This window comes from Enterobacter sp. CC120223-11 (assembly GCF_900215375.1).
Lineage (GTDB): Bacteria > Pseudomonadota > Gammaproteobacteria > Enterobacterales > Enterobacteriaceae > Scandinavium.
The window spans coordinates 47288-67710 of the sequence record NZ_OBEF01000015.1 but is presented as its reverse complement, the minus strand read 5'-3'; the positions used below and the strand labels follow the sequence as shown (position 1 = coordinate 67710).

At 53.0% G+C, this 20423-nt stretch carries 22 protein-coding genes; 17 read left to right on the top strand and 5 right to left on the bottom strand.

Annotated features, from left to right (window positions below):
- The first annotated feature begins 7 nt into the window (after positions 1-7).
- The 12 genes from cysD (at position 8) to rpoS (ending at position 9738) form a co-directional block, all read left to right on the top strand.
- Complete coding sequence (gene cysD, locus CRO87_RS16785; RefSeq protein ID WP_097164077.1) at positions 8-916, top strand: sulfate adenylyltransferase subunit CysD; 909 nt, start codon at positions 8-10, stop codon at positions 914-916.
- Between the two features lie 9 nt (positions 917-925).
- Positions 926-2356, top strand: a complete 1431-nt coding sequence (gene cysN, locus CRO87_RS16780; protein ID WP_097164076.1) for a sulfate adenylyltransferase subunit CysN — start codon at positions 926-928, stop codon at positions 2354-2356.
- Positions 2356-2961, top strand: coding sequence for an adenylyl-sulfate kinase (gene cysC / locus CRO87_RS16775; protein WP_097164075.1), 606 nt, complete (start codon positions 2356-2358; stop codon positions 2959-2961). Before cysN ends, cysC begins: the two co-directional genes overlap by 1 nt.
- Before the next feature lie 42 nt (positions 2962-3003).
- Positions 3004-3330, top strand: coding sequence for a DUF3561 family protein (locus tag CRO87_RS16770; protein ID WP_097164074.1), 327 nt, complete (start codon positions 3004-3006; stop codon positions 3328-3330).
- A 141-nt stretch (positions 3331-3471) separates the two neighbouring features.
- Positions 3472-3795 carry a cell division protein FtsB gene (gene ftsB, locus CRO87_RS16765; protein ID WP_097164073.1) on the top strand — a complete coding sequence of 108 codons (324 nt, stop codon included), beginning with the start codon at positions 3472-3474 and terminating at the stop codon, positions 3793-3795.
- A 20-nt stretch (positions 3796-3815) separates the two neighbouring features.
- Positions 3816-4526 (top strand): 2-C-methyl-D-erythritol 4-phosphate cytidylyltransferase, encoded by a 711-nt coding sequence (gene ispD / locus CRO87_RS16760; RefSeq protein ID WP_097164072.1) that lies wholly within the window; start codon positions 3816-3818, stop codon positions 4524-4526.
- On the top strand, positions 4526-5005 hold the full coding sequence (ispF, locus tag CRO87_RS16755) for a 2-C-methyl-D-erythritol 2,4-cyclodiphosphate synthase (RefSeq protein WP_097164071.1): 480 nt from the start codon (positions 4526-4528) through the stop codon (positions 5003-5005). The genes ispD and ispF overlap by 1 nt, the downstream gene beginning before the upstream one ends.
- Positions 5002-6051, top strand: a complete 1050-nt coding sequence (truD, locus tag CRO87_RS16750; RefSeq protein ID WP_097164070.1) for a tRNA pseudouridine(13) synthase TruD — start codon at positions 5002-5004, stop codon at positions 6049-6051. The genes ispF and truD overlap by 4 nt, the downstream gene beginning before the upstream one ends.
- Positions 6032-6793: a 5'/3'-nucleotidase SurE gene (gene surE, locus CRO87_RS16745; protein ID WP_097164069.1), complete on the top strand. Its 762-nt coding sequence runs from the start codon at positions 6032-6034 to the stop codon at positions 6791-6793. The genes truD and surE overlap by 20 nt, the downstream gene beginning before the upstream one ends.
- Positions 6787-7413, top strand: a complete 627-nt coding sequence (locus CRO87_RS16740; RefSeq protein ID WP_097164068.1) for a protein-L-isoaspartate(D-aspartate) O-methyltransferase — start codon at positions 6787-6789, stop codon at positions 7411-7413. The genes surE and CRO87_RS16740 overlap by 7 nt, the downstream gene beginning before the upstream one ends.
- A 176-nt stretch (positions 7414-7589) precedes the next feature.
- On the top strand, positions 7590-8681 hold the full coding sequence (gene nlpD / locus CRO87_RS16735; RefSeq protein WP_255252518.1) for a murein hydrolase activator NlpD: 1092 nt from the start codon (positions 7590-7592) through the stop codon (positions 8679-8681).
- Positions 8682-8739: 58 nt separating this feature from the next.
- Positions 8740-9738: an RNA polymerase sigma factor RpoS gene (gene rpoS, locus CRO87_RS16730; RefSeq protein ID WP_097164066.1), complete on the top strand. Its 999-nt coding sequence runs from the start codon at positions 8740-8742 to the stop codon at positions 9736-9738.
- 150 nt (positions 9739-9888) lie between these two features.
- On the opposite strand, the gene mutS is transcribed toward rpoS, so the two are convergent.
- The 4 genes from mutS to CRO87_RS16710 form a co-directional block, all read right to left on the bottom strand.
- Positions 9889-12450 (bottom strand): DNA mismatch repair protein MutS, encoded by a 2562-nt coding sequence (gene mutS / locus CRO87_RS16725; protein WP_097164065.1) that lies wholly within the window; start codon positions 12448-12450, stop codon positions 9889-9891.
- Between the two features lie 182 nt (positions 12451-12632).
- Positions 12633-13112 carry a fimbrial protein gene (locus CRO87_RS16720; RefSeq protein WP_097164064.1) on the bottom strand — a complete coding sequence of 160 codons (480 nt, stop codon included), beginning with the start codon at positions 13110-13112 and terminating at the stop codon, positions 12633-12635.
- 21 nt (positions 13113-13133) lie between these two features.
- Entirely contained in the window at positions 13134-13925 is a 792-nt protein-coding gene (locus tag CRO87_RS16715) for a hypothetical protein (protein WP_097164063.1), read from the bottom strand.
- Between the two features lie 13 nt (positions 13926-13938).
- The gene (locus CRO87_RS16710) at positions 13939-14496 is read right to left on the bottom strand and encodes a LuxR C-terminal-related transcriptional regulator (protein ID WP_176504332.1); all 558 of its coding nucleotides are present in this window, start codon (positions 14494-14496) and stop codon (positions 13939-13941) included.
- Between the two features lie 374 nt (positions 14497-14870).
- Here CRO87_RS16710 and CRO87_RS16705 point away from each other — a divergent pair, with 374 nt between their 5' ends.
- The 5 genes from CRO87_RS16705 to CRO87_RS16685 all read left to right on the top strand — a co-directional run bounded on the left by CRO87_RS16705 (position 14871) and on the right by CRO87_RS16685 (position 19883).
- A complete protein-coding gene (locus CRO87_RS16705; protein ID WP_097164061.1) occupies positions 14871-15392 on the top strand; it encodes a fimbrial protein in 522 nt (173 codons plus the stop codon).
- Between the two features lie 109 nt (positions 15393-15501).
- Positions 15502-18033 (top strand): outer membrane usher protein, encoded by a 2532-nt coding sequence (locus CRO87_RS16700; RefSeq protein ID WP_097164060.1) that lies wholly within the window; start codon positions 15502-15504, stop codon positions 18031-18033.
- A 56-nt stretch (positions 18034-18089) separates the two neighbouring features.
- The gene (locus CRO87_RS16695; RefSeq protein WP_303622082.1) at positions 18090-18809 is read left to right on the top strand and encodes a fimbria/pilus periplasmic chaperone; all 720 of its coding nucleotides are present in this window, start codon (positions 18090-18092) and stop codon (positions 18807-18809) included.
- 29 nt (positions 18810-18838) lie between these two features.
- Positions 18839-19336 carry a fimbrial protein gene (locus CRO87_RS16690; RefSeq protein ID WP_097164058.1) on the top strand — a complete coding sequence of 166 codons (498 nt, stop codon included), beginning with the start codon at positions 18839-18841 and terminating at the stop codon, positions 19334-19336.
- 13 nt (positions 19337-19349) lie between these two features.
- Complete coding sequence (locus CRO87_RS16685) at positions 19350-19883, top strand: fimbrial protein (RefSeq protein ID WP_097164057.1); 534 nt, start codon at positions 19350-19352, stop codon at positions 19881-19883.
- On the opposite strand, the gene CRO87_RS16680 is transcribed toward CRO87_RS16685, so the two are convergent.
- Positions 19815-20264 carry a winged helix-turn-helix domain-containing protein gene (locus CRO87_RS16680; RefSeq protein ID WP_097164056.1) on the bottom strand — a complete coding sequence of 150 codons (450 nt, stop codon included), beginning with the start codon at positions 20262-20264 and terminating at the stop codon, positions 19815-19817. The two genes, CRO87_RS16685 and CRO87_RS16680, sit on opposite strands and share 69 nt — an antisense overlap.
- Between the last annotated feature and the right edge of the window lie 159 nt (positions 20265-20423).

Genomic DNA, 20423 nt, shown 5'->3' with positions numbered 1-20423 from the left:
AACGGTTATGGACCAAAAACGACTCACTCACCTGCGGCAGCTGGAGGCGGAAAGCATCCATATCATCCGCGAGGTGGCGGCAGAATTCTCCAACCCGGTGATGATGTACTCCATCGGCAAAGATTCCAGCGTGATGCTGCATCTGGCGCGTAAGGCGTTCTATCCGGGAACCCTGCCGTTCCCGCTGCTGCACGTCGATACCGGCTGGAAATTCCGTGAGATGTACGAGTTCCGTGACCGCACCGCCAAAGCCTACGGCTGCGAGCTGCTGGTGCATAAAAACCCCGAAGGCGTGGCGATGGGCATCAACCCGTTCGTTCACGGCAGCGCTAAGCACACCGACATCATGAAAACCGAAGGCCTGAAGCAGGCGTTGAACAAGTATGGTTTTGATGCTGCATTCGGCGGCGCACGTCGTGACGAAGAGAAGTCGCGCGCCAAAGAGCGTATCTACTCTTTCCGCGACCGTTTCCACCGCTGGGACCCGAAAAACCAGCGCCCTGAGCTGTGGCATAACTACAACGGCCAGATTAACAAAGGCGAAAGCATTCGCGTCTTCCCGCTTTCTAACTGGACCGAGCTGGATATCTGGCAGTACATCTATCTGGAAAATATTGAAATCGTTCCGCTGTATCTGGCAGCACCACGTCCGGTGCTGGAGCGCGACGGAATGCTGATGATGATCGACGACGATCGCATTGATTTACAGCCGGGCGAAGTGATCAAGCAACGTATGGTGCGTTTCCGCACCCTCGGCTGCTGGCCGCTGACCGGCGCGGTGGAGTCTGAAGCGAAGACCTTACCGGAAATTATTGAAGAGATGCTGGTGTCCACCACCAGTGAACGCCAGGGCCGCGTGATTGACCGCGACCAGGCAGGCTCCATGGAGCTGAAGAAACGCCAGGGTTATTTCTAAGGAGCCGCCATGAACACAACGATTGCACAACAGATTGCTGATGAAGGCGGCGTGGAAGCGTACCTGCACGCCCAGCAGCACAAAAGCCTGCTGCGTTTCCTGACCTGCGGCAGCGTGGACGACGGCAAAAGCACACTTATTGGCAGACTGCTGCACGATACCCGGCAGATTTATGAAGATCAGCTCTCTTCGCTGCATAATGACAGCAAACGTCACGGCACCCAGGGCGAAAAGCTCGACCTGGCGCTGCTGGTAGATGGCTTACAGGCCGAGCGCGAGCAGGGCATCACCATCGACGTGGCGTACCGCTACTTCTCTACCGAAAAGCGTAAGTTCATCATCGCCGACACCCCGGGCCACGAGCAATACACCCGCAACATGGCGACCGGGGCTTCTACCTGCGATCTGGCAATTTTGCTGATGGACGCGCGAAAAGGCGTGCTCGATCAGACCCGTCGTCACAGCTTCATTTCCACGCTGCTGGGCATTAAGCACCTGGTGGTGGCAGTGAACAAAATGGACCTGGTGGAGTACAGTGAAGAAAAATTCAATGAGATCCGTGAAGCCTACCTGACCTTCGCCGAACAGCTTCCGGGCGAGCTGGATATCCGCTTCGTGCCGCTGTCGGCGCTGGAAGGGGATAATGTCGCCAGCCAGAGTGAGAAAATGCCGTGGTACAGCGGCCCGACGCTGCTCGAAGTGCTGGAAACCGTACAGATCCAGCGCGTGGTGGAAAGCCAGCCGCTGCGTTTCCCGGTGCAGTACGTGAACCGCCCTAATCTCGATTTCCGCGGCTTCTCCGGGACGCTTGCGTCCGGCACGGTGAGCGTCGGCCAGCGCGTGAAGGTGCTGCCGTCGGGCGTGGAGTCTGCCGTGGCGCGCATCGTCACTTTTGACGGCGACCTGCAGCAGGCGGCGGCGGGCGAAGCGATTACCCTGGTGCTGAAGGATGAAATCGACATCAGCCGCGGTGACCTGCTGGTGGACGTCAGCGAAACGCTGCCTGCCGTGCAAAGCGCCAGCGTGGACGTGGTGTGGATGGCTGAACAGCCTTTACAGCCTGGCCAGAGCTACGAAATCAAAATTGCCGGAAAGAAAACCCGTGCACGCGTAGATGCGATTCAGTATCAGGTGAATATCAACAACCTGACCCAGAGTGAAGTGACCAGCCTGCCGCTCAACGGTATTGGCCTGGTGGATTTGACCTTCGACGAGCCGCTGGTGCTCGATAAGTATCAGCACAACCCGGTGACCGGCGGTCTTATCTTTATCGACCGTCTGACCAACGTAACGGTCGGAGCCGGGATGGTGCGCGAGCCGCAGGAGAATCATGCGGTGGCAAACAGTGGCGAATTCAGCGCCTTTGAGTTGGAGCTGAACGCGCTGGTGCGTAAGCACTTCCCGCACTGGGGCGCACGCGATCTGCTGGGAGGCAAGTGATGGCGCAGCATGACGAAAACGTCGTCTGGCATGCCCATCCAGTAACGCAGTCTCAGCGCGAACAGCACCACGGTCATCGTGGGGTTGTGCTGTGGTTTACCGGGCTTTCGGGCTCGGGTAAATCCACGGTTGCCGGGGCGCTGGAAGAGGCGCTGCACGAGCTTGGCGTCAGCACTTATTTGCTCGATGGTGATAATGTGCGTCACGGCCTGTGCAGCGATTTGGGCTTCAGCGACGACGATCGCAAAGAGAACATTCGTCGCGTGGGCGAAGTGGCAAAGCTGATGGTGGAGGCGGGGCTGGTGGTATTAACCGCTTTCATTTCGCCGCACCGTGCGGAAAGGCAGATGGTGCGGGATCGGCTGGGAGAAGGGCGCTTTATCGAAGTGTTCGTCGACACGCCGCTGGCGGTGTGTGAATCCCGCGATCCGAAAGGCTTGTACAAAAAAGCCCGCGCCGGTGAACTGCGCAATTTCACCGGCATCGACTCGGTTTACGAAGCCCCGGAAAAGGCAGACATTCACCTCGATGGCGAACAATTGGTAACAAATTTGGTTAACCAATTATTAGACCTGCTGAGACAGGGCGATATTATCAGATCCTGAGACCGGGCCGGTTTTCTGGCCAGTCAGGAAACAGGATTTGATATGCGCAATACCCAGAACATGACCATTACACGGGCAGAACCCATGGCTATCGACACCGAAGAGACCACCTGGTCTTTGTCCGGCGCGGCCGTGGGTTTTGTCGCATGGCTACTGGCGCTCGGTATTCCGTTTTTGTTCTACGGCAGCAACACGCTGTTCTTCTTCCTCTACACGTGGCCCTTCTTTTTGGCCCTGCTCCCCGTTTCCGTGGTGATCGGCATCGCGCTGCACTCGCTGATGAACGGCAAACTCCTCTACAGTATTGTGGTGACGCTGATAACGGTCGCGACCCTCTTTGGCCTGCTGTTTTTGTGGCTGCTGGGTTAAGCGTATTCGTTCGATGCGATTGGACCTGCGACTCCCGATGCAAAATGTGGTACATTCCCCGCGATACGCGGCATCGTCCGCAGGCCTGGGTGAGCACTCTGGCAAGTTTTGGGATGATGATGCCGTTTTTTTGGGGGCAGGATGGGTAAATTAACGCTGCTGTTGCTGGCACTTCTGGTCTGGCTGCAGTATTCGCTGTGGTTCGGCAAGAACGGTCTTCATGACTACAGTCGCGTCAACGATGACGTGGCGGCTCAGCAGGCAACCAACGCCAAACTTAAAGCGCGCAACGATCAGCTTTTCGCCGAAATTGACGACCTCAACGGCGGTCAGGAAGCGATTGAAGAACGCGCTCGCAACGAGCTCAGTATGACTCGCCCGGGCGAAACCTTTTATCGTCTGGTGCCGGATGCGTCCAAGCGCAATCAGGGTCAGAATCAGCGCACCGGGCAGAACAATCAATAAACCCAAGCCAGGATAATCGCATGGCAGCCACTTTTTCGGGCGTTTGCGCCGTGGTGCCGGCAGCCGGATTCGGCCGCCGTATGCAAACGGAATGCCCGAAGCAATATCTCTCAATCGGTAACAAAACGATTCTCGAACACGCGGTGGCCGCCTTGCTGGCCCATTCCCGCGTTGAACGCGTCATTATCGCCATCAGCGACGGTGACGCCCGCTTTCAGCAGCTTCCCCTCGCTAATCACCCACAAATAACCGTTGTAGAAGGCGGAGCCGAACGTGCTGATTCCGTTCTGGCAGGCCTGCGCGCAGCGGGCGACGCAGAATGGGTGCTGGTGCATGACGCCGCGCGTCCCTGTTTGCATCAGGACGATCTGGCGAATTTACTCGCACTGAGTGAAACCAGCCGCGTTGGCGGCATTCTTGCGGCGCCCGTTCGCGACACCATGAAGCGCGCTGAGCCCGGTAAAGAGGCCATTGCCCACACCGTCGATCGCACTGATCTCTGGCACGCACTGACGCCGCAGTTTTTCCCTCGTGAACTCCTCTTTGACTGCCTGACGCGGGCGCTCAATGAAGGGGCGACCATCACCGACGAAGCGTCAGCGCTGGAATATTGTGGTTTCCATCCCGAGCTGGTGGCCGGACGCGCTGATAATATTAAAGTGACCCGCCCGGAAGATTTGCGGCTGGCAGAATTTTACCTTACCCGTAGCGGACCTCAGGAGCAGGCATAATGCGAATTGGACACGGTTTTGACGTACACGCCTTTGGAGGCGAAGGCCCGATTATCATTGGTGGCGTGCGTGTGCCTTATGAAAAAGGCCTGCTGGCCCACTCGGACGGCGACGTGGCGCTGCACGCGCTCACCGACGCGCTACTCGGTGCGGCGGCGTTGGGTGATATCGGCAAGCTGTTCCCGGACACCGATCCGGCCTTTAAAGGTGCCGACAGCCGTGAGCTGCTGCGCGAAGCCTGGCGCCGCATTCAGGCCAAAGGCTACACGCTTGGCAACGTCGACGTCACTATCATCGCCCAGGCCCCGAAAATGCTGCCGCACATCCCGCAGATGCGCGTGTTCATTGCTGAAGATTTGGGTTGCCATATGGATGATGTGAACGTCAAAGCGACCACAACCGAGAAGCTTGGCTTCACCGGGCGCGGCGAAGGCATTGCCTGCGAAGCGGTTGCGCTGCTGCATAAGGCACGTCCATGATTGCGTTTGACGATCTCACTTACCTGCACGGCAAACCGCAGGGCCACGGGCAGCTGAAGGCCAATCCGGAAGACTTTCTGGTGGTCGAAGATTTGGGTTTTGCGCCAGATGGCGAAGGTGAACACCTGCTGGTGCGTATCCTGAAGAACGGCTGCAACACCCGATTTGTGGCCGACGCACTGGCAAAATTCCTCAAGGTTCACGCCCGTGAAGTGAGCTTTGCCGGGCAGAAGGACAAACATGCGGTCACAGAACAGTGGATCTGCGTGCGTCTGCCGGGCAAAGAGATGCCAGACCTGAGCAAATTTGAGCTTGAAGGCTGTAAGGTGCTGGAGTACGCCCGTCACAAGCGCAAGCTGCGCCTTGGCGCGCTGAAAGGGAACGCATTCACTCTTGTGCTGCGTGAAATCAGCCATCGTGAAGACGTCGAAGCACGCTTACAGGCCATTAATGACAAAGGCGTGCCGAACTATTTTGGCGCACAGCGCTTCGGTATTGGCGGTAGCAATTTGCAGGGCGCGCTGCGCTGGGCAGAAAGCGGTGCGCCGGTACGCGATCGCAATAAACGCAGTTTCTGGTTGTCGGCTGCACGCAGCGCGTTGTTTAATCAGCAGGTCAGCGAGCGTTTAAAAAAACCGGACTTTAATCAAGTTGTTGACGGCGATGCGCTACAATTAGCGGGACGCGGCAGCTGGTTTGTGGCCACAGGCGAAGAGCTGCCTGAACTTCAGTCCCGCGTCGACGGCCGTGACCTGATGATTACCGCCTCGCTGCCGGGCAGCGGTGAGTGGGGCACCCAGCGTGCGGCGCTGGAATTTGAGCAACAAACGCTTGCGGATGAAACGCTGTTGCAGACTTTATTGCTGCGTGAAAAAGTGGAAGCTGCGCGACGCGCCATGCTGCTTTACCCGCAACAGCTGAGCTGGAACTGGTGGGATGACGTCACCGTTGAGGTGCGTTTCTGGCTGCCGGCAGGCAGTTTTGCCACTGGTGTGGTAAGGGAACTTATCAACACAACAGGTGATTATGCGAATATTGCTGAGTAACGATGACGGGATCCACGCGCCGGGGATCCAGACCCTGGCGAAAGCCTTGCGCGAGTTTGCCGAGGTTCAGGTTGTTGCACCCGATCGTAACCGCAGCGGAGCTTCTAACTCGCTGACCCTGGAATCCTCTCTTCGTACCCACACGTTCGACAACGGCGATATTTCCGTACAAAACGGCACCCCGACGGACTGCGTGTTTCTCGGCGTAAACACGCTGATGCGCCCGCGTCCGGATGTGGTTGTCTCCGGCATTAACGCCGGGCCGAACCTGGGCGATGATGTTATCTATTCCGGCACGGTGGCGGCGGCGATGGAAGGCCGACATCTCGGTTTTCCGGCGATTGCCGTTTCGCTGAACGGCTACAATCACTATGACACCGCCGCCGCTGTGACCTGCTCCATCCTGCGGGCGCTGGCCCGTGAACCCCTGCGCACCGGGCGGATTCTCAACATCAACGTGCCTGATTTGCCTCTTTCAGAAATCAAAGGGATCCGCGTCACGCGCTGCGGTAGCCGCCATCCGGCAGACAAAGTGATTCCGCAGCAGGATCCGCGCGGGAACACGCTTTACTGGATTGGCCCACCGGGCGAGAAGTGCGATGCAGGGCCGGACACGGATTTCGCCGCCGTTGATGAAGGCTATGTGTCCGTCACGCCGCTGCACGTCGATTTAACCGCTCACAGCGCACAGGAGGTTGTCTCCGGATGGCTGGATCGTGTGGGAGTGGATGAACAATGGTGAGCCAGCGCGTACAAAGTCTTCTCAATCAGCTACGCAATCAGGGGATCGCCAATGAGCAAGTGCTCGATGCTATTGCCTCCGTGCCGCGTGAAAAGTTCATTGATGAAGCCTTTGAACACAAGGCATGGGAGAACGTGGCGCTGCCGATTGGCCAGGGCCAGACCATTTCGCAGCCGTACATGGTGGCGAGGATGACTGAGCTGCTGGAGCTGACGCCCGGGTCACGCGTGCTGGAAATCGGCACGGGCTCGGGTTACCAGACGGCGATTCTGGCGCATCTGGTGCATCATGTTTGCTCGGTTGAGCGTATCAAAAGCCTGCAATGGCACGCGCGCCGTCGCCTGAAGCAGCTTGATTTACATAATGTTTCAACTCGCCATGGCGATGGCTGGCAGGGATGGCGCGCAAGAGCGCCATTTGATGCCATTATTGTCACGGCAGCGCCGCAGGAAATTCCGGCGGCGCTGATGTCGCAGCTGGATGAAGGCGGCATTCTGGTTATACCCGTCGGCGAGGAGCAGCAGGTACTCAAGCGCGTTCGCCGGCGAGGGGATGAATTTATCATCGATACCGTGGAAGCGGTTCGCTTTGTGCCATTGGTGAAAGGCGAATTGGCGTAATACAGGAGTTTTCCTGTTTCTTTTAGCTTCGCATATGGCGTAGGGTGAGCACACTTTTTTGGGTGATTACCGTCACGTTTTACGGTTTTTAAGTCACTGACAGATAACATATTCCTGGGGGATAAATGAGCGCGGGAAGCCCTAAATTCACCGTTAGTCGCATGGCGGCTTTATCACTGGTTTCACTTTGGCTGGCAGGATGCTCCTCATCCAGTAACGCTCCCGCCCCGGTCACTTCGGTAGGCGGAATGTCTTCCAGTTCCGATTCAGGAATGCTAATCACCCCGCCTCCTAAGATGGGCACCGCCGCGCAGACGGCGCCACAGCCTCAGCCGGTGCAAACCGCCCCGGTTCAGCCACAAATTCAGCCGATGCAGCAGCAGACCGCGGTGGCTCAGGAGCCGGTTCAGATAGTGAACGGCCATGCGGTCTATAACCGTAAATATGGCGATATTCCAAAAGGCAGCTACACCGGTGGCAGCACCTATACCGTGAAGCGTGGCGATACGCTCTTCTATATTGCGTGGGTGACCGGGAACGATTTCCGCGACCTGGCGCAGCGCAATAACGTACCTGAGCCTTATGCCCTGAATGTGGGCCAGGTGCTGCAGGTGGGCAACGCTTCAGGCCAGCCGATCACCGGAAATAACGCCGTAGCACAGGCCAGCGCACAAGCCAGCACCGCTTCGCCAGGAGTAGTCTCAAAACCTGCACAAAATTCCTCCGCAGTGGTTGCGTCTCAACCAACAATTACGTATTCTGAGGATTCAGGTGAACAAAGTGCTAACAAAATGTTGCCTAATAATAAGCCTTCGACTACGGTCGTCGCGCCGGTTACGGCACCCGCTGTCAGCACTACCCAACCCACTGCAAGCTCAACGTCTACCAGTTCGCCTATCTCTTCCTGGCGCTGGCCGACCGACGGCAAAATCATCGAAAACTTTAGTGGCGGCGATGGCGGCAACAAAGGGATCGATATTGCAGGCAGTAAAGGACAGGCTATCACCGCGACCGCAGATGGGCGCGTTGTTTATGCCGGTAACGCACTGCGCGGGTACGGTAATCTTATTATCATCAAACACAATGATGATTACCTGAGCGCCTACGCCCATAACGATACGATGCTGGTCCGGGAACAACAAGAAGTGAAGGCGGGGCAGAAGATAGCTACCATGGGTAGCACCGGAACCAGTTCTACACGCTTGCATTTTGAAATTCGTTACAAGGGGAAATCCGTCAACCCGCTGCAGTATTTGCCGCAGCGATAATCAGGCGAAACAACCGTGAGGTGTGTTTCGTCCAGGGATCACGGGTAGGAGCCACCTTATGAGTCAGAATACGCTGAAAGTTCATGATTTAAATGAAGATGCGGAATTTGATGAGAACGGAACAGAGTCTGAGTCTTTCGATGAGAAAGCCTTAGTCGAAGAGGAACCCAGTGATAACGACCTGGCTGAGGAAGAGCTGTTATCACAGGGTGCCACACAGCGTGTGCTGGATGCGACTCAGCTTTACCTTGGAGAGATCGGTTATTCTCCACTGCTAACGGCCGAAGAAGAAGTCTATTTTGCACGACGTGCGTTGCGTGGTGACGTTGCTTCCCGCCGCAGGATGATTGAAAGTAACCTGCGTCTGGTGGTGAAAATTGCCCGTCGTTACAGCAATCGTGGTCTGGCTCTGCTGGATCTGATTGAAGAGGGCAACCTGGGGCTGATTCGCGCGGTCGAAAAATTCGATCCGGAGCGCGGATTCCGTTTCTCGACCTATGCAACCTGGTGGATTCGTCAGACCATTGAACGGGCAATCATGAACCAAACCCGTACTATTCGTCTGCCGATTCACATCGTCAAAGAGCTTAACGTCTATTTGCGTACCGCACGTGAGTTATCCCATAAGCTGGATCACGAGCCGAGTGCCGAAGAGATTGCTGAGCAGCTGGACAAACCGGTTGATGACGTCAGTCGTATGCTGCGTCTCAACGAGCGCATTACCTCAGTCGACACCCCGCTGGGTGGCGATTCCGAAAAAGCGCTGCTGGATATCCTGGCCGATGAAAAAGATAACGGCCCGGAAGACACCACGCAGGACGATGACATGAAGCAAAGCATCGTCAAATGGCTGTTCGAACTGAACGCCAAACAGCGTGAAGTGCTGGCTCGTCGTTTCGGTTTGTTGGGGTATGAAGCGGCAACGCTTGAAGATGTTGGCCGTGAAATCGGTCTGACTCGTGAACGCGTTCGTCAGATTCAGGTGGAAGGTTTGCGTCGCCTGCGTGAAATCCTGCAGGGGCAAGGGCTGAATATCGAAGCGCTTTTCCGCGAATAAGCAGTAAGACTCAACAAGTTTCCGTCAAAAAGGCCAGTCAGCAATGACTGGCCTTTTTCTTTTCATGATTGCCTGATGCGCTGCGCTTATTATGCCTACGACTGAAGATCGGCAGGTCCGGTAAACGCAGCGCCACCGGGCAATTTATAGCTACACCAGACTTTTGAGACGGTAAATCCACTCCAGGGCCTGGCGCGGCGTCAGCGAATCCGGATCCAGATTTTCCAGAGCCTCAACGGCAGGAGAGGTTTCTTCCGGGGCAGAAAGCAGCGACATCTGTGTGCCGTCCACCTGCGTTGCGCCAGCATTTGGTGACAGGCTTTCCAGCTCGCGAAGTTTCTGACGCGCGCGTTTAATCACTTCTTTAGGCACACCCGCCAGCGCAGCCACTGCCAGGCCGTAGCTCTTGCTTGCCGCACCATCCTGCACGCTGTGCATGAAGGCAATAGTGTCGCCGTGCTCCAAAGCATCAAGGTGAACGTTCGCCACGCCTTCCATTTTTTCCGGCAGCTGCGTCAGCTCGAAATAGTGGGTGGCAAAGAGCGTTAACGCCTTAATGCGATTCGCCAGGCCTTCGGCACAGGCCCAGGCAAGAGATAGACCGTCGTACGTAGAGGTTCCACGACCAATTTCGTCCATCAGGACCAGACTTTGCTCAGTGGCATTGTGCAGAATATTCGCGGTTTCCGTCATCTCCACCATAAAGGTCGAGCGACCGCTGGCAAGATCGTCTGCGGCACCAACGCGGGTAAAGATACGGTCGATCGGGCCGATTTCCACCTTCTGGGCCGGCACGTAGCTGCCGATATAGGCCAGCAGAGCAATCAGTGCGGTCTGGCGCATATAGGTACTTTTACCGCCCATGTTCGGCCCGGTGATGATCAGCATCCGGCGCTGCGGTGACAGGTTCAGCGGGTTGGCGATAAACGGCTCATTCAGTACCTGCTCGACCACCGGATGGCGGCCCTCGGTGATGCGAATACCGGGTTTGTCACTAAACGTCGGACAGCAGTAATTCAGGGCATCTGCGCGTTCGGCGAGGTTTACCAGCACGTCGAGCTCCGCCAGCGCCGCGGCGCTCTGCTGCAAATCGGCAAGATGCGGCAACAGCTGATCGAACAGATCGTCATAAAGCTGTTTTTCCAGTGCCAGCGCTTTGCCTTTCGACGTCAGCACCTTGTCTTCGTACTCTTTCAGCTCCGGGATGATATAACGCTCGGCATTCTTGAGCGTCTGGCGGCGGACGTAGTGGATTGGTGCCATATGACTCTGGCCACGGCTGATCTGAATGTAGTAACCGTGAACGGCGTTATAGCCCACTTTCAGCGTATCCAGACCCAGACGCTCACGTTCGCGAATCTCCAGCCTGTCGAGATAGTCCGTTGCGCCATCAGCCAGCGCGCGCCACTCGTCGAGTTCTTCATGATAGCCCGGGGCAATGACGCCGCCGTCGCGCACCAGAACCGGTGGTGTTTCGATGATTGAACGCTCAAGCAGTTCACGGAGCTCGGTAAACTCCCCCATCGTTTCACGCAGTTTCTGTACCGGGGCGCTGTCGACGCTGCTCAGCTGTTCGCGCAGTTCCGGCAGTTGCTGGAACGCATGGCGCATACGGGCAAGGTCGCGCGGGCGAGCGGTGCGCAGAGCAAGACGGGCAAGAATACGCTCCAGATCGCCAACCTGACGCAGCACCGGCTGCAGTTCGTCGCAGCGATCCTGCAACGCACCCAGCGTTTGCTGGCGCTCGGTAAGCACTTTGGTATCACGGACTGGCATATGCAGCCAGCGCTTCAGCATTCGGCTGCCCATTGGCGTTACTGTGCGGTCGAGCACGGCGGCCAGGGTGTTTTCAACGCCACCCGCCAGGTTCTGGGTAATTTCCAGATTGCGCCGCGTTGCCGCATCCATGATGATGCTGTCCTGCTGGCGCTCGATGGTGATGGAACGAATATGCGGCAGGGACGTGCGCTGGGTGTCTTTGACGTATTGCAATAAGCATCCCGCAGCACACAACCCGCGTGGCGAGTTTTCCACGCCGAAGCCGACCAGGTCACGCGTGCCAAATTGCAGGTTTAGCTGCTGGCGTGCGGTATCAATCTCAAATTCCCACAGCGGGCGACGACGCAGACCACGGCGGCCTTCAATCAGTGCCGTTTCCGCAAAGTCTTCCGCATAGAGCAATTCGGCAGGATTGGTGCGCTGAAGTTCTGCCGCCATGGTTTCTCTGTCTGCGGGCTCACTCAGGCGAAAGCGTCCGGAGCTGATGTCCAGCGTGGCATAGCCGTAGCCTTTGCTGTCCTGCCAGATGGCGGCCAGCAGGTTATCCTGACGCTCCTGCAACAGCGCTTCATCGCTGATGGTGCCCGGCGTGACGATACGGACAACTTTACGCTCAACGGGCCCTTTGCTGGTGGCCGGGTCGCCGACCTGCTCGCAAATCGCCGCGGATTCGCCAAGATTGACCAGTTTGGCGAGATAGTTTTCAACAGCATGGTGTGGTACGCCCGCCATCGGAATAGGTTCCCCTGCGGAAGCGCCACGCTTGGTCAGGGAAATATCGAGCAGCTGAGAGGCACGTTTGGCGTCGTCATAAAACAGCTCGTAAAAATCACCCATACGGTAAAACAGCAGGATCTCCGGATGCTGAGCTTTCAGCTTCAGGTACTGCTGCATCATCGGCGTATGGGCGTCTAAATTTTCGTATGTACTCATCTGTCTGTGATGTCCATTTTCCAGGTGCCAGTCAATGCACGACGTTTGACATTATTGTTAGTGTGCGTGCAGGGAGCATGATAACGGAGTCTGGAAGTCAGGAAAACCGGTGGAAAGGTGACTTTCTGCGAGGACGCTCGAAAGTATGCTGTCTGACGATAATCAGGAGGATAATTTTCGCATTATTGGTACTCAATCATTAACGTTGCGCCTGCCGTAAACGGCCCTGATTTCAGGACTTTCTTGTCATTTTTGACCAGTGCGGCTTCCAGCACTGGCCATTTGCTGCTGGAAAAATTAATCCAGCTATACAATGCCAGCTCTGTACCTGAATTCAAAAAACGGATACCTAATCCCTCATTATTGCTGGCCAGCAGCTTCGAGTCCCATGCCGCTGGGTTACCTTCTATTCTTAATTTGAATTTTGATGTCAGGCAATTTGTGGGTTTATATTCAATTTTCTGTTTTTTATAAACGCCATCAATGCGGGTGGTGAACACTTCATCACCGAAATTGACATTAATGTTCTGCCCTCCATTGAGAATGCAAGGTGGTTTAATAACATTGAGTGTAATGGACAGCATTTGCTCATCAGCAGCTGAAGCCGAGAATATGGTGATCATTTGCAGGATAGTTAAAACTACACGAATAATACACCTCATAATTTTTCACCTTCGTAGAGATTAAAGGCTTTCAATCCTTAGGATCAAGTACCCGGTTTTTTGTGCCTCAATTTTTCCTGTGTCGGAGAGTGTGAAATTGAGTGTAAATGGTTCATTGATGTTTTTTCGTGTAGAGTATTTCTTCGTTATGCCAGTATTATCAACGTCATAGAGTACGGTGGCGTCACTTAATTTCAAAACTCCGTTTTTAGCCGTAAGATCCTTAGGGTCTTTGAGAGAAACACTTACAGTAGTATCTTTGTCGCAACGGATAGTACCAGTGACAGATATTTTTTTCGTTGCTCCTATGACGACATTATCAAAATTAATATTAGGATCTATAATGGTCGTACATCTTGGCGTCTCAGGTGTAACGGGTGGGATGGAAAAGTTTGGCTCAATGGCCCACCGGCCTAATTTTAGTTCTGAAGGCCCGAGGTAACAGTAGATTCTGATTGAGTTATCTCTTATAGGGAAATATCCAGGTATGAAATCTCTCAATGGAATTCCTGCGGAAAATCGTGCATTCAAAAATTGCAATGTCTCCTCTATATTAGCACTTGAAGGGCAGTATGCTGAGTCATTTAAATTTTCCCATACTTCCCCGCCCTTTAATTCATATAGAGTATGCAGTTTAGCCCACCCTCTACTGGTACTCATATCGCGTTTAAGATCGCTTGCGACGATATTTCCGGATACGATATATCCATTTTTAATGCCACCAGGGTCTGGGGTCAGATAAAAATTAGCAGCCATTGCCCTGACGAGAAACAATGAGAGGATTAAACAGGAAAAAATCACGTTCCTTATCATTATGCATCCTTTCCTAGCTGTGTATCCAGCGGTGTAGTTGAGCCAGATTCTGTAGATCCAGCTTACTCATCACTCTGCGTTTGGTGTAGCTAACAGATTTATTACTGATATGCAGTAATTCCGCTATTTCTTGGATGCTTAATCCCTGTGAAAAAAGTTCAATAACTTCCTGCTGTCTGGGCGTTAAACGAGGTGAATGTTCTTTTGAGAATATTTTTTTTCTTGAGGGTGATTGCTGTTTATCCTGCAAAGATTTTAAGCGCAGTTCAATCATGACCAGCAGCTTCTCTATAGATTGATGATGGCAAAAGACACCGTGTTCGTACAACAGTTTTGCTCTGATGTTGTTCGATGCTGATAACACAATAAGCTGGAAACGCTGTGTTGTTGGGCACACCGCGCCAAGGTGCTTTGTTGACAGAATGGCAATGTCGCAGCTTCCTGAATCCCCCTCATTATTTACCTTAACCTGAACAGGATGGGCAGAAAAATGCTGTAAAAGCGCATGCTTTATACCCACTGCAAGGTAATGATTTTCTTCTTTAATAACGATGCTGAGGGGGGGCGACATGGTAATCCTTTTTGTTGAGCGAATACTGTGTGATCTCTTCCATTGAAGAATAATGGTAGCGCTATATAACTTAAAAACCAACAATGACCAGTCCATTTATCTGTTTTGATTATAAATTAAGTGTTTTGTTCTGCCTGTGGGGCTGGGTACAAAAGATGCTTTCCCATTTATTATATTATTTATTACATGCTGGATTTAAATAGTTAATTTAACTTTACGTTTTGTTTTGAGTTTCTCTTTATGTTTTTTTCTGAAATAATTACCTCGGCTAAAAAATATTCGCCATCTATAGAAGTGAATTAATTAGTGAAAAGTAAAGCCGTAATTACTTCGGCTTCTGATGATTTTATCTATTTATATTTAAAGGAATAAAAATGAAACTGAACAAAATTGTTCTGGGTTTGACTATGACTTTTAGCCTGATTTCCATGGCAAACGCTGCAGATAGTGGACATGGCACTGTGACTTTCACGGGTTCCGTTACTGAAGCTCCATGTTCTATCGATCCTGAAAATGTTGATCAGACTATTGAACTGGGCCAGGTTTCAGCGGCGGCACTGTCTAAAGGTGGTAAATCTTCTCCGCAGAACTTCACCATCAAACTCACTAACTGCGATATTAGCGAGAAAAAATCAGTTAGCGCTAAATTCACCGGTGCAGAAGGCGGCACTCAAGGCTCTCTGGGTATTACCGGTACAGCGAAAGGTGCGAGCATCGGTATTACCGATGGTTCAGGTAATGTGATTGCTCTGAACAAAGACAGCGCAGTGCAAAATATGCAGGCTGGCAATCACGATCTGACTTTCGCTGCTTACCTGCAGGGTGATGCGGTGGATGGCGAAGTGACTCCGGGTGATTTCAAAGGCGTGACTAACTTTACTCTTGCTTATCAGTAATTAAGCAGGCTAATACATGCGGGGAAACCCGCATGTATTTTTAATCATAATTTTATCAATAGCTGGGCTGGTGAATCGCTGTTTAATGGAATAAAGGGCCTGTCGTACAATGGAGCGATTAAGTATTAATGCTGCGTTTGACCGTAAACAGCTTGTTGGCGGGATTCTTTTTTTCTTTTTAAGCAGTAGCGCAAACCTGGCAAATGCCGAAGATATTCAATTCAACATTGACCTGCTGGATGTAAAAGACCGGCAGCAAATCGATCTCAATCGTTTTTCGCATGGCGCTTATATCATGCCCGGCGAGTATGTATTTGCTGTTCATGTCAATAAGCAGGAACTGAGCGAGCAGACGCTCAATATTTACCCGGATCCTGATAGCAAAGATGACAGCCAGGTCTGCATCACGCCGCAGCTGGTCAGTCAGTTTGGTCTGAAAACCGGCGTTGAGAAACAACTTCGTTGGTGGCATGACGCAAACTGTCTGGAGATTAGCAGTTTGCCTGGTTTGACCCTGGCCCCCTCATTAGCCACATCTGCACTGGTGATAGGCGTCCCGGCTACCTGGCTGGAATATGCCTCAGAATATTGGGACCCTCCGTCGACATGGGATGAGGGGATTTTCGGCGCGCTGCTGGACTACAACGTTAATCTGCAACAGTTGTTCCAGCAAAAAGGTGGCAATCAGCGTAACGAGAGCGCTAACGGGGTTGTTGGCGTCAACGTCGGGCCCTGGCGTCTGCGTGCTGACTGGCAGGCCCGGAATGACACGGGAAGCGGAGCATCGCAACGCAGCTGGGACTGGAGCCGATATTACGCATATCGCGCATTGCCGCATCTGGCGGCAAAGCTGACGCTTGGGGAAGATTTTCTCACCTCGGACATTTTTGACAGTTTTCGTTTCGCGGGCATCAGCCTGGTTACGGATGACAATATGCTGCCGGCGAACTTACGCGGCTATGCCCCTGAAGTTTCCGGCATTGCCAATACCAACGCCAAAGTGGTGATCAGCCAACAGGGCAGAGTACTGAAAGAGGTTCTGGTCCCCGCGGGGGCATTTCGTATTCAGGATATTTCGGATTCCGTATCGGGAAAGCTGGATGTGCGCATTGAGGAGCAGGACGGGACGTCGCATAGCTTCCAGATGGACACTGCCAGCGTGCCTTATCTTACCCGTCCGGGGATGGTGCGTTACAAAACCGCGGTGGGGCGGCCAATGGATGCCAACCATCGTACGCAAGGGCCTGCATTCGCCACCGGAGAGTTTTCCTGGGGCGTGAACAACGGCTGGTCGCTGTATGGCGGGGGCGTGATTGATGAAAATTATCAGGCCGCAGCGTTGGGTATCGGTCGCGATCTCCTGCTGTTTGGTGCGTTGGCATTCGACGTCACGCAGTCAAAAGCGATGCTGTCCGATGAAGACGGCACGCTGACAGGCCGCTCGTATCGCCTGAGCTACTCCAAACGTTTTGATGACTTTGATAATCAGGTCACTTTTGCCGGGTATCGCTTCTCGGAAAAGAACTACATGAGCATGAGTGAATATCTGGATGCCAGAAACTGGGGGCGAAGATCCCAAAGCAGCAAAGAGATGTACACCGTGACGTTTAACCAACAGCTTCGGGAATGGGGCACCAGTGTTTACCTGAACTACAACCACCAGTCTTACTGGGATAGCCCGGCAAACGATAGCTATAACCTGACGGCGTCAAAATATCTCGACCTTTGGCGAATGAGAAATATCAGTCTGTCACTGACGTTGTCGCATAGTAAATACGATGGACGAACTGAAGACGGGATGTATCTCTCCCTGTCTGTTCCCGTGGGCCAGCAAAGCTCTGTCAGCTACAGCGGGACCTATGCCGGGCAGGAAAGCAGTCATCAGCTTAACTACAACAGCAGCGACAGCGATGGCAATTTCTATCAGATAGGCAGCGGCCTTTCACGTCAGGGTGTTATTGGCAACGGTTACTACAGCTATCGTGGATCTATGGCGCAGTGGAATGGCTCCGCCAGCTACCAGGAGGGCAGCTACAGCTCCCTGGGAATGTCAGTTCAGGGAGGCGTCACCGTCACGCCTAAAGGTGCTGCGCTTCACCGCGCGGGGTCGCCGGGCAGTACGCGAATGCTTGTTGATACGGACGGAAATGCCGGAATCCCGATTAAAACATGGGGAAGCCCGACGTGGACAAACGTCTTTGGCAAAGCGGTGGTCTCTGACATCAGCAGCTATTCGCGCAGCCGGGTCAGTATCGATTTGAACGCGATCCCGGATGATGCCCAGGCGATGACTTCAGTCGTTCAGGCCACATTAACCGAAGGCGCGATTGGCTACCGGCATTTCAGCGTGATTGGTGGCGCGAAAAATATGGCGATTATTCGCCTTGCCGACGGATCAACACCGCCGTTTGGGGCCACGGTACTCAATCCCAAAAACCAGGAAGTGGGCATTGTTGGCGATGATGGCAGCGTCTGGTTAAGCGGAATAGTGGCCGGGGAAACCATGCAGGTTAACTGGCTGGGTAAAGCCCAGTGTGAGCTTCAGTTGCCTGAGAGCGCTTCGCTAATAACCAGTTCCAGCTTACTGCTCCCTTGCCGTTCACTTAACCGGGTGGTGGTTAACTCTCTGGCGAAGAAGTAATCCTCTTTTTTACATGTAATGAGATATCAATAATGGAAAAAATAACGCAAAGCCTGATGGCCATTGTGCTGTCATTCACTTTATTCAGCGAGGCGGCGCAGGCGGCCATTTCGTTAGATCGCACCCGAATCATTTATGAGAGCGATAAAAAATCCGTCAGTCTGAGTATTGGCAATGATAATAAAGCACTGCCCTTCCTGGCGCAGGCGTGGCTGGAAGATGAGCGTGGAAACAAGGTCAACAGTCCACTGGCAATACTGCCGCCGATCCAGCGAATTGAACCTGAAGCGAAGAGTCAGGTAAAAATTCAGGCGTTACCAGCGGCGGGAAGCCTGCCTGCCGACCGGGAATCGCTGTTTTATTTTAACCTGCGTGAAATTCCGCCAGTCAGCGGCAAGCCGAATACGCTACAAATTGCGTTACAAACCCGGATCAAACTTTTTTATCGCCCGGCTTCTTTAATTCGTCAGGCTGAGGAAATAGGTGAGCATTTAACGCTGAATAAAGTCGGTGATGTCTACCAATTTAATAACGACAGTGGATTGTACGTCACCATTATTGATATTAGTGCAGCGGAAAAAGGGCCGTCGCTTTCTGATTTTGAACCGGTAATGGTCGCGCCAAAAAGTAGTACTTCCCTCAACGTTAGCGCGGCGAAAGCCGGGAGCAGCCCGATCTTCACGCTGATTAACGATTATGGCGGACGGCCTAAATTCAGGTTTATCTGCGAGGGCGGACGCTGCCACGCCAAAGAGCTCCGCGGTGAAACGAACTAAGTGCCCATCAATCGACAGTGGAGTGGAGAATGCGAACAGTGACGTTCTGGGGAATAGTGAGCCTTACAGGGATGAGCTTTTCTCCACTTTATGGCGCCGAAAACTTGTTTTTTAATGGCACGTTGCTGGATCCCCCCAGTTGCACGGTGAAGGGGAAAGACGGGCCAATGATTGATATTAATTTTGGTGATTCTCTCGTCATTAGCAGTATTGATGGCGTTCAGCATCGAATGGAGCTGAACTATGAGGTCGACTGTGGCGGAATAACGGAACAGCCGCTGGATTTCGTTCTGACGCTGCGTGGCAATGTGGCTTCGTATGATCCTGCGGTCCTGCAAACTACCCTGCCGGGACTGGGTATTCGTGTGTTAATGCAGAACAGAGACCTCCCCATAAATACACCGCAGCGTATTGATAATATGGCCGAGAAGCCAAAGCTCGAGGTTGTAGTAGTAAGCGAACCTAGAGCCGTGCTGAAAGAGGGGAATTTCGACGCAACAGCCACTCTGGAAGTGGGCTATCAATAGAAGGATCGCGACGATGAAGGCATTATCCACGTACATCTCTGGCGGTGGGTTACTGGTTCTGATTTCTGCTTCGCCCGTAAAAGCGGCAGAGAATGTGCATCTGCACGGCACACTGGTCAGTGAACCCTGTAAAATCGCGACGCAGGGAGACACACTCATGGCTGATTTTGGCGGTGTGCCGGACAAATACCTCTACCTTAATCAGAGAACGCATGGGCAGATGCTTAGAGTCGATCTAGTGGATTGCAATATCAGTATCAGCAAGAGCGTTAAAATCACGATTAATGGTATTGGTAACGGCAAATTGCCCGGCCTTTTAGCGCTGAATCAGGACAGTACGGCAACGGGTATCCTCATTGGTTTTGAAAGTACGGAAGGGCAGCCATTGCCCTTAAATGAGGCGAGCAACACCTTTCCGTTGCAGAATGGTGCGAGCAGTCTGGCGATAAAAACCTACATCCAGGCAGAGCCGGATGCGTTAAAAAATAAAACGATCGGGCGGGGTGAGTTCAATGCCATTGCGACTTTCAGACTTGACTATCCCTGAGGATAAATTCAGTAAATTGTCGTTCAGTGTTTTCACCATATAGTGATCAATGCGCCGGTCCTGCAACAGCATGGCCTTGTTTAATACCAGGCCGTAACGGGGGTGCGTGATTAATATCTCAGGCTCAATTCCGGCTTGCGTCAGGCGCTGTCGCAACTGATAAATTAATTGATTGTAGCTATTCTGCCTCGATTTACTGGCTGCATCGCCCCAAATAGCGTTGATGATTTCGGCTTTGTCGTTAATGTTATTGATCAGGCATGAAATAAGCAGGCTTTGATTTTTGCTGAGTGTAAGTTCAGTGTTTTTTCTTTTTAATACATAGCCATTACCTTTTTTTATAATAGATATAATATGACCGTGATGCTTATTGTTATGCATAGAGAACTCTCACTATACTGACAGGATAAAGGAGCTAGCCCAACGGGGATGGGTTAGTTGCGATGTCCAGGATGGTATCGTGATGATTTCAGTTGCTGGTTATATATATTGAAATTTCTGTTATCAATAGATAATTATTCTGCCGTGGTGGTTTTAATA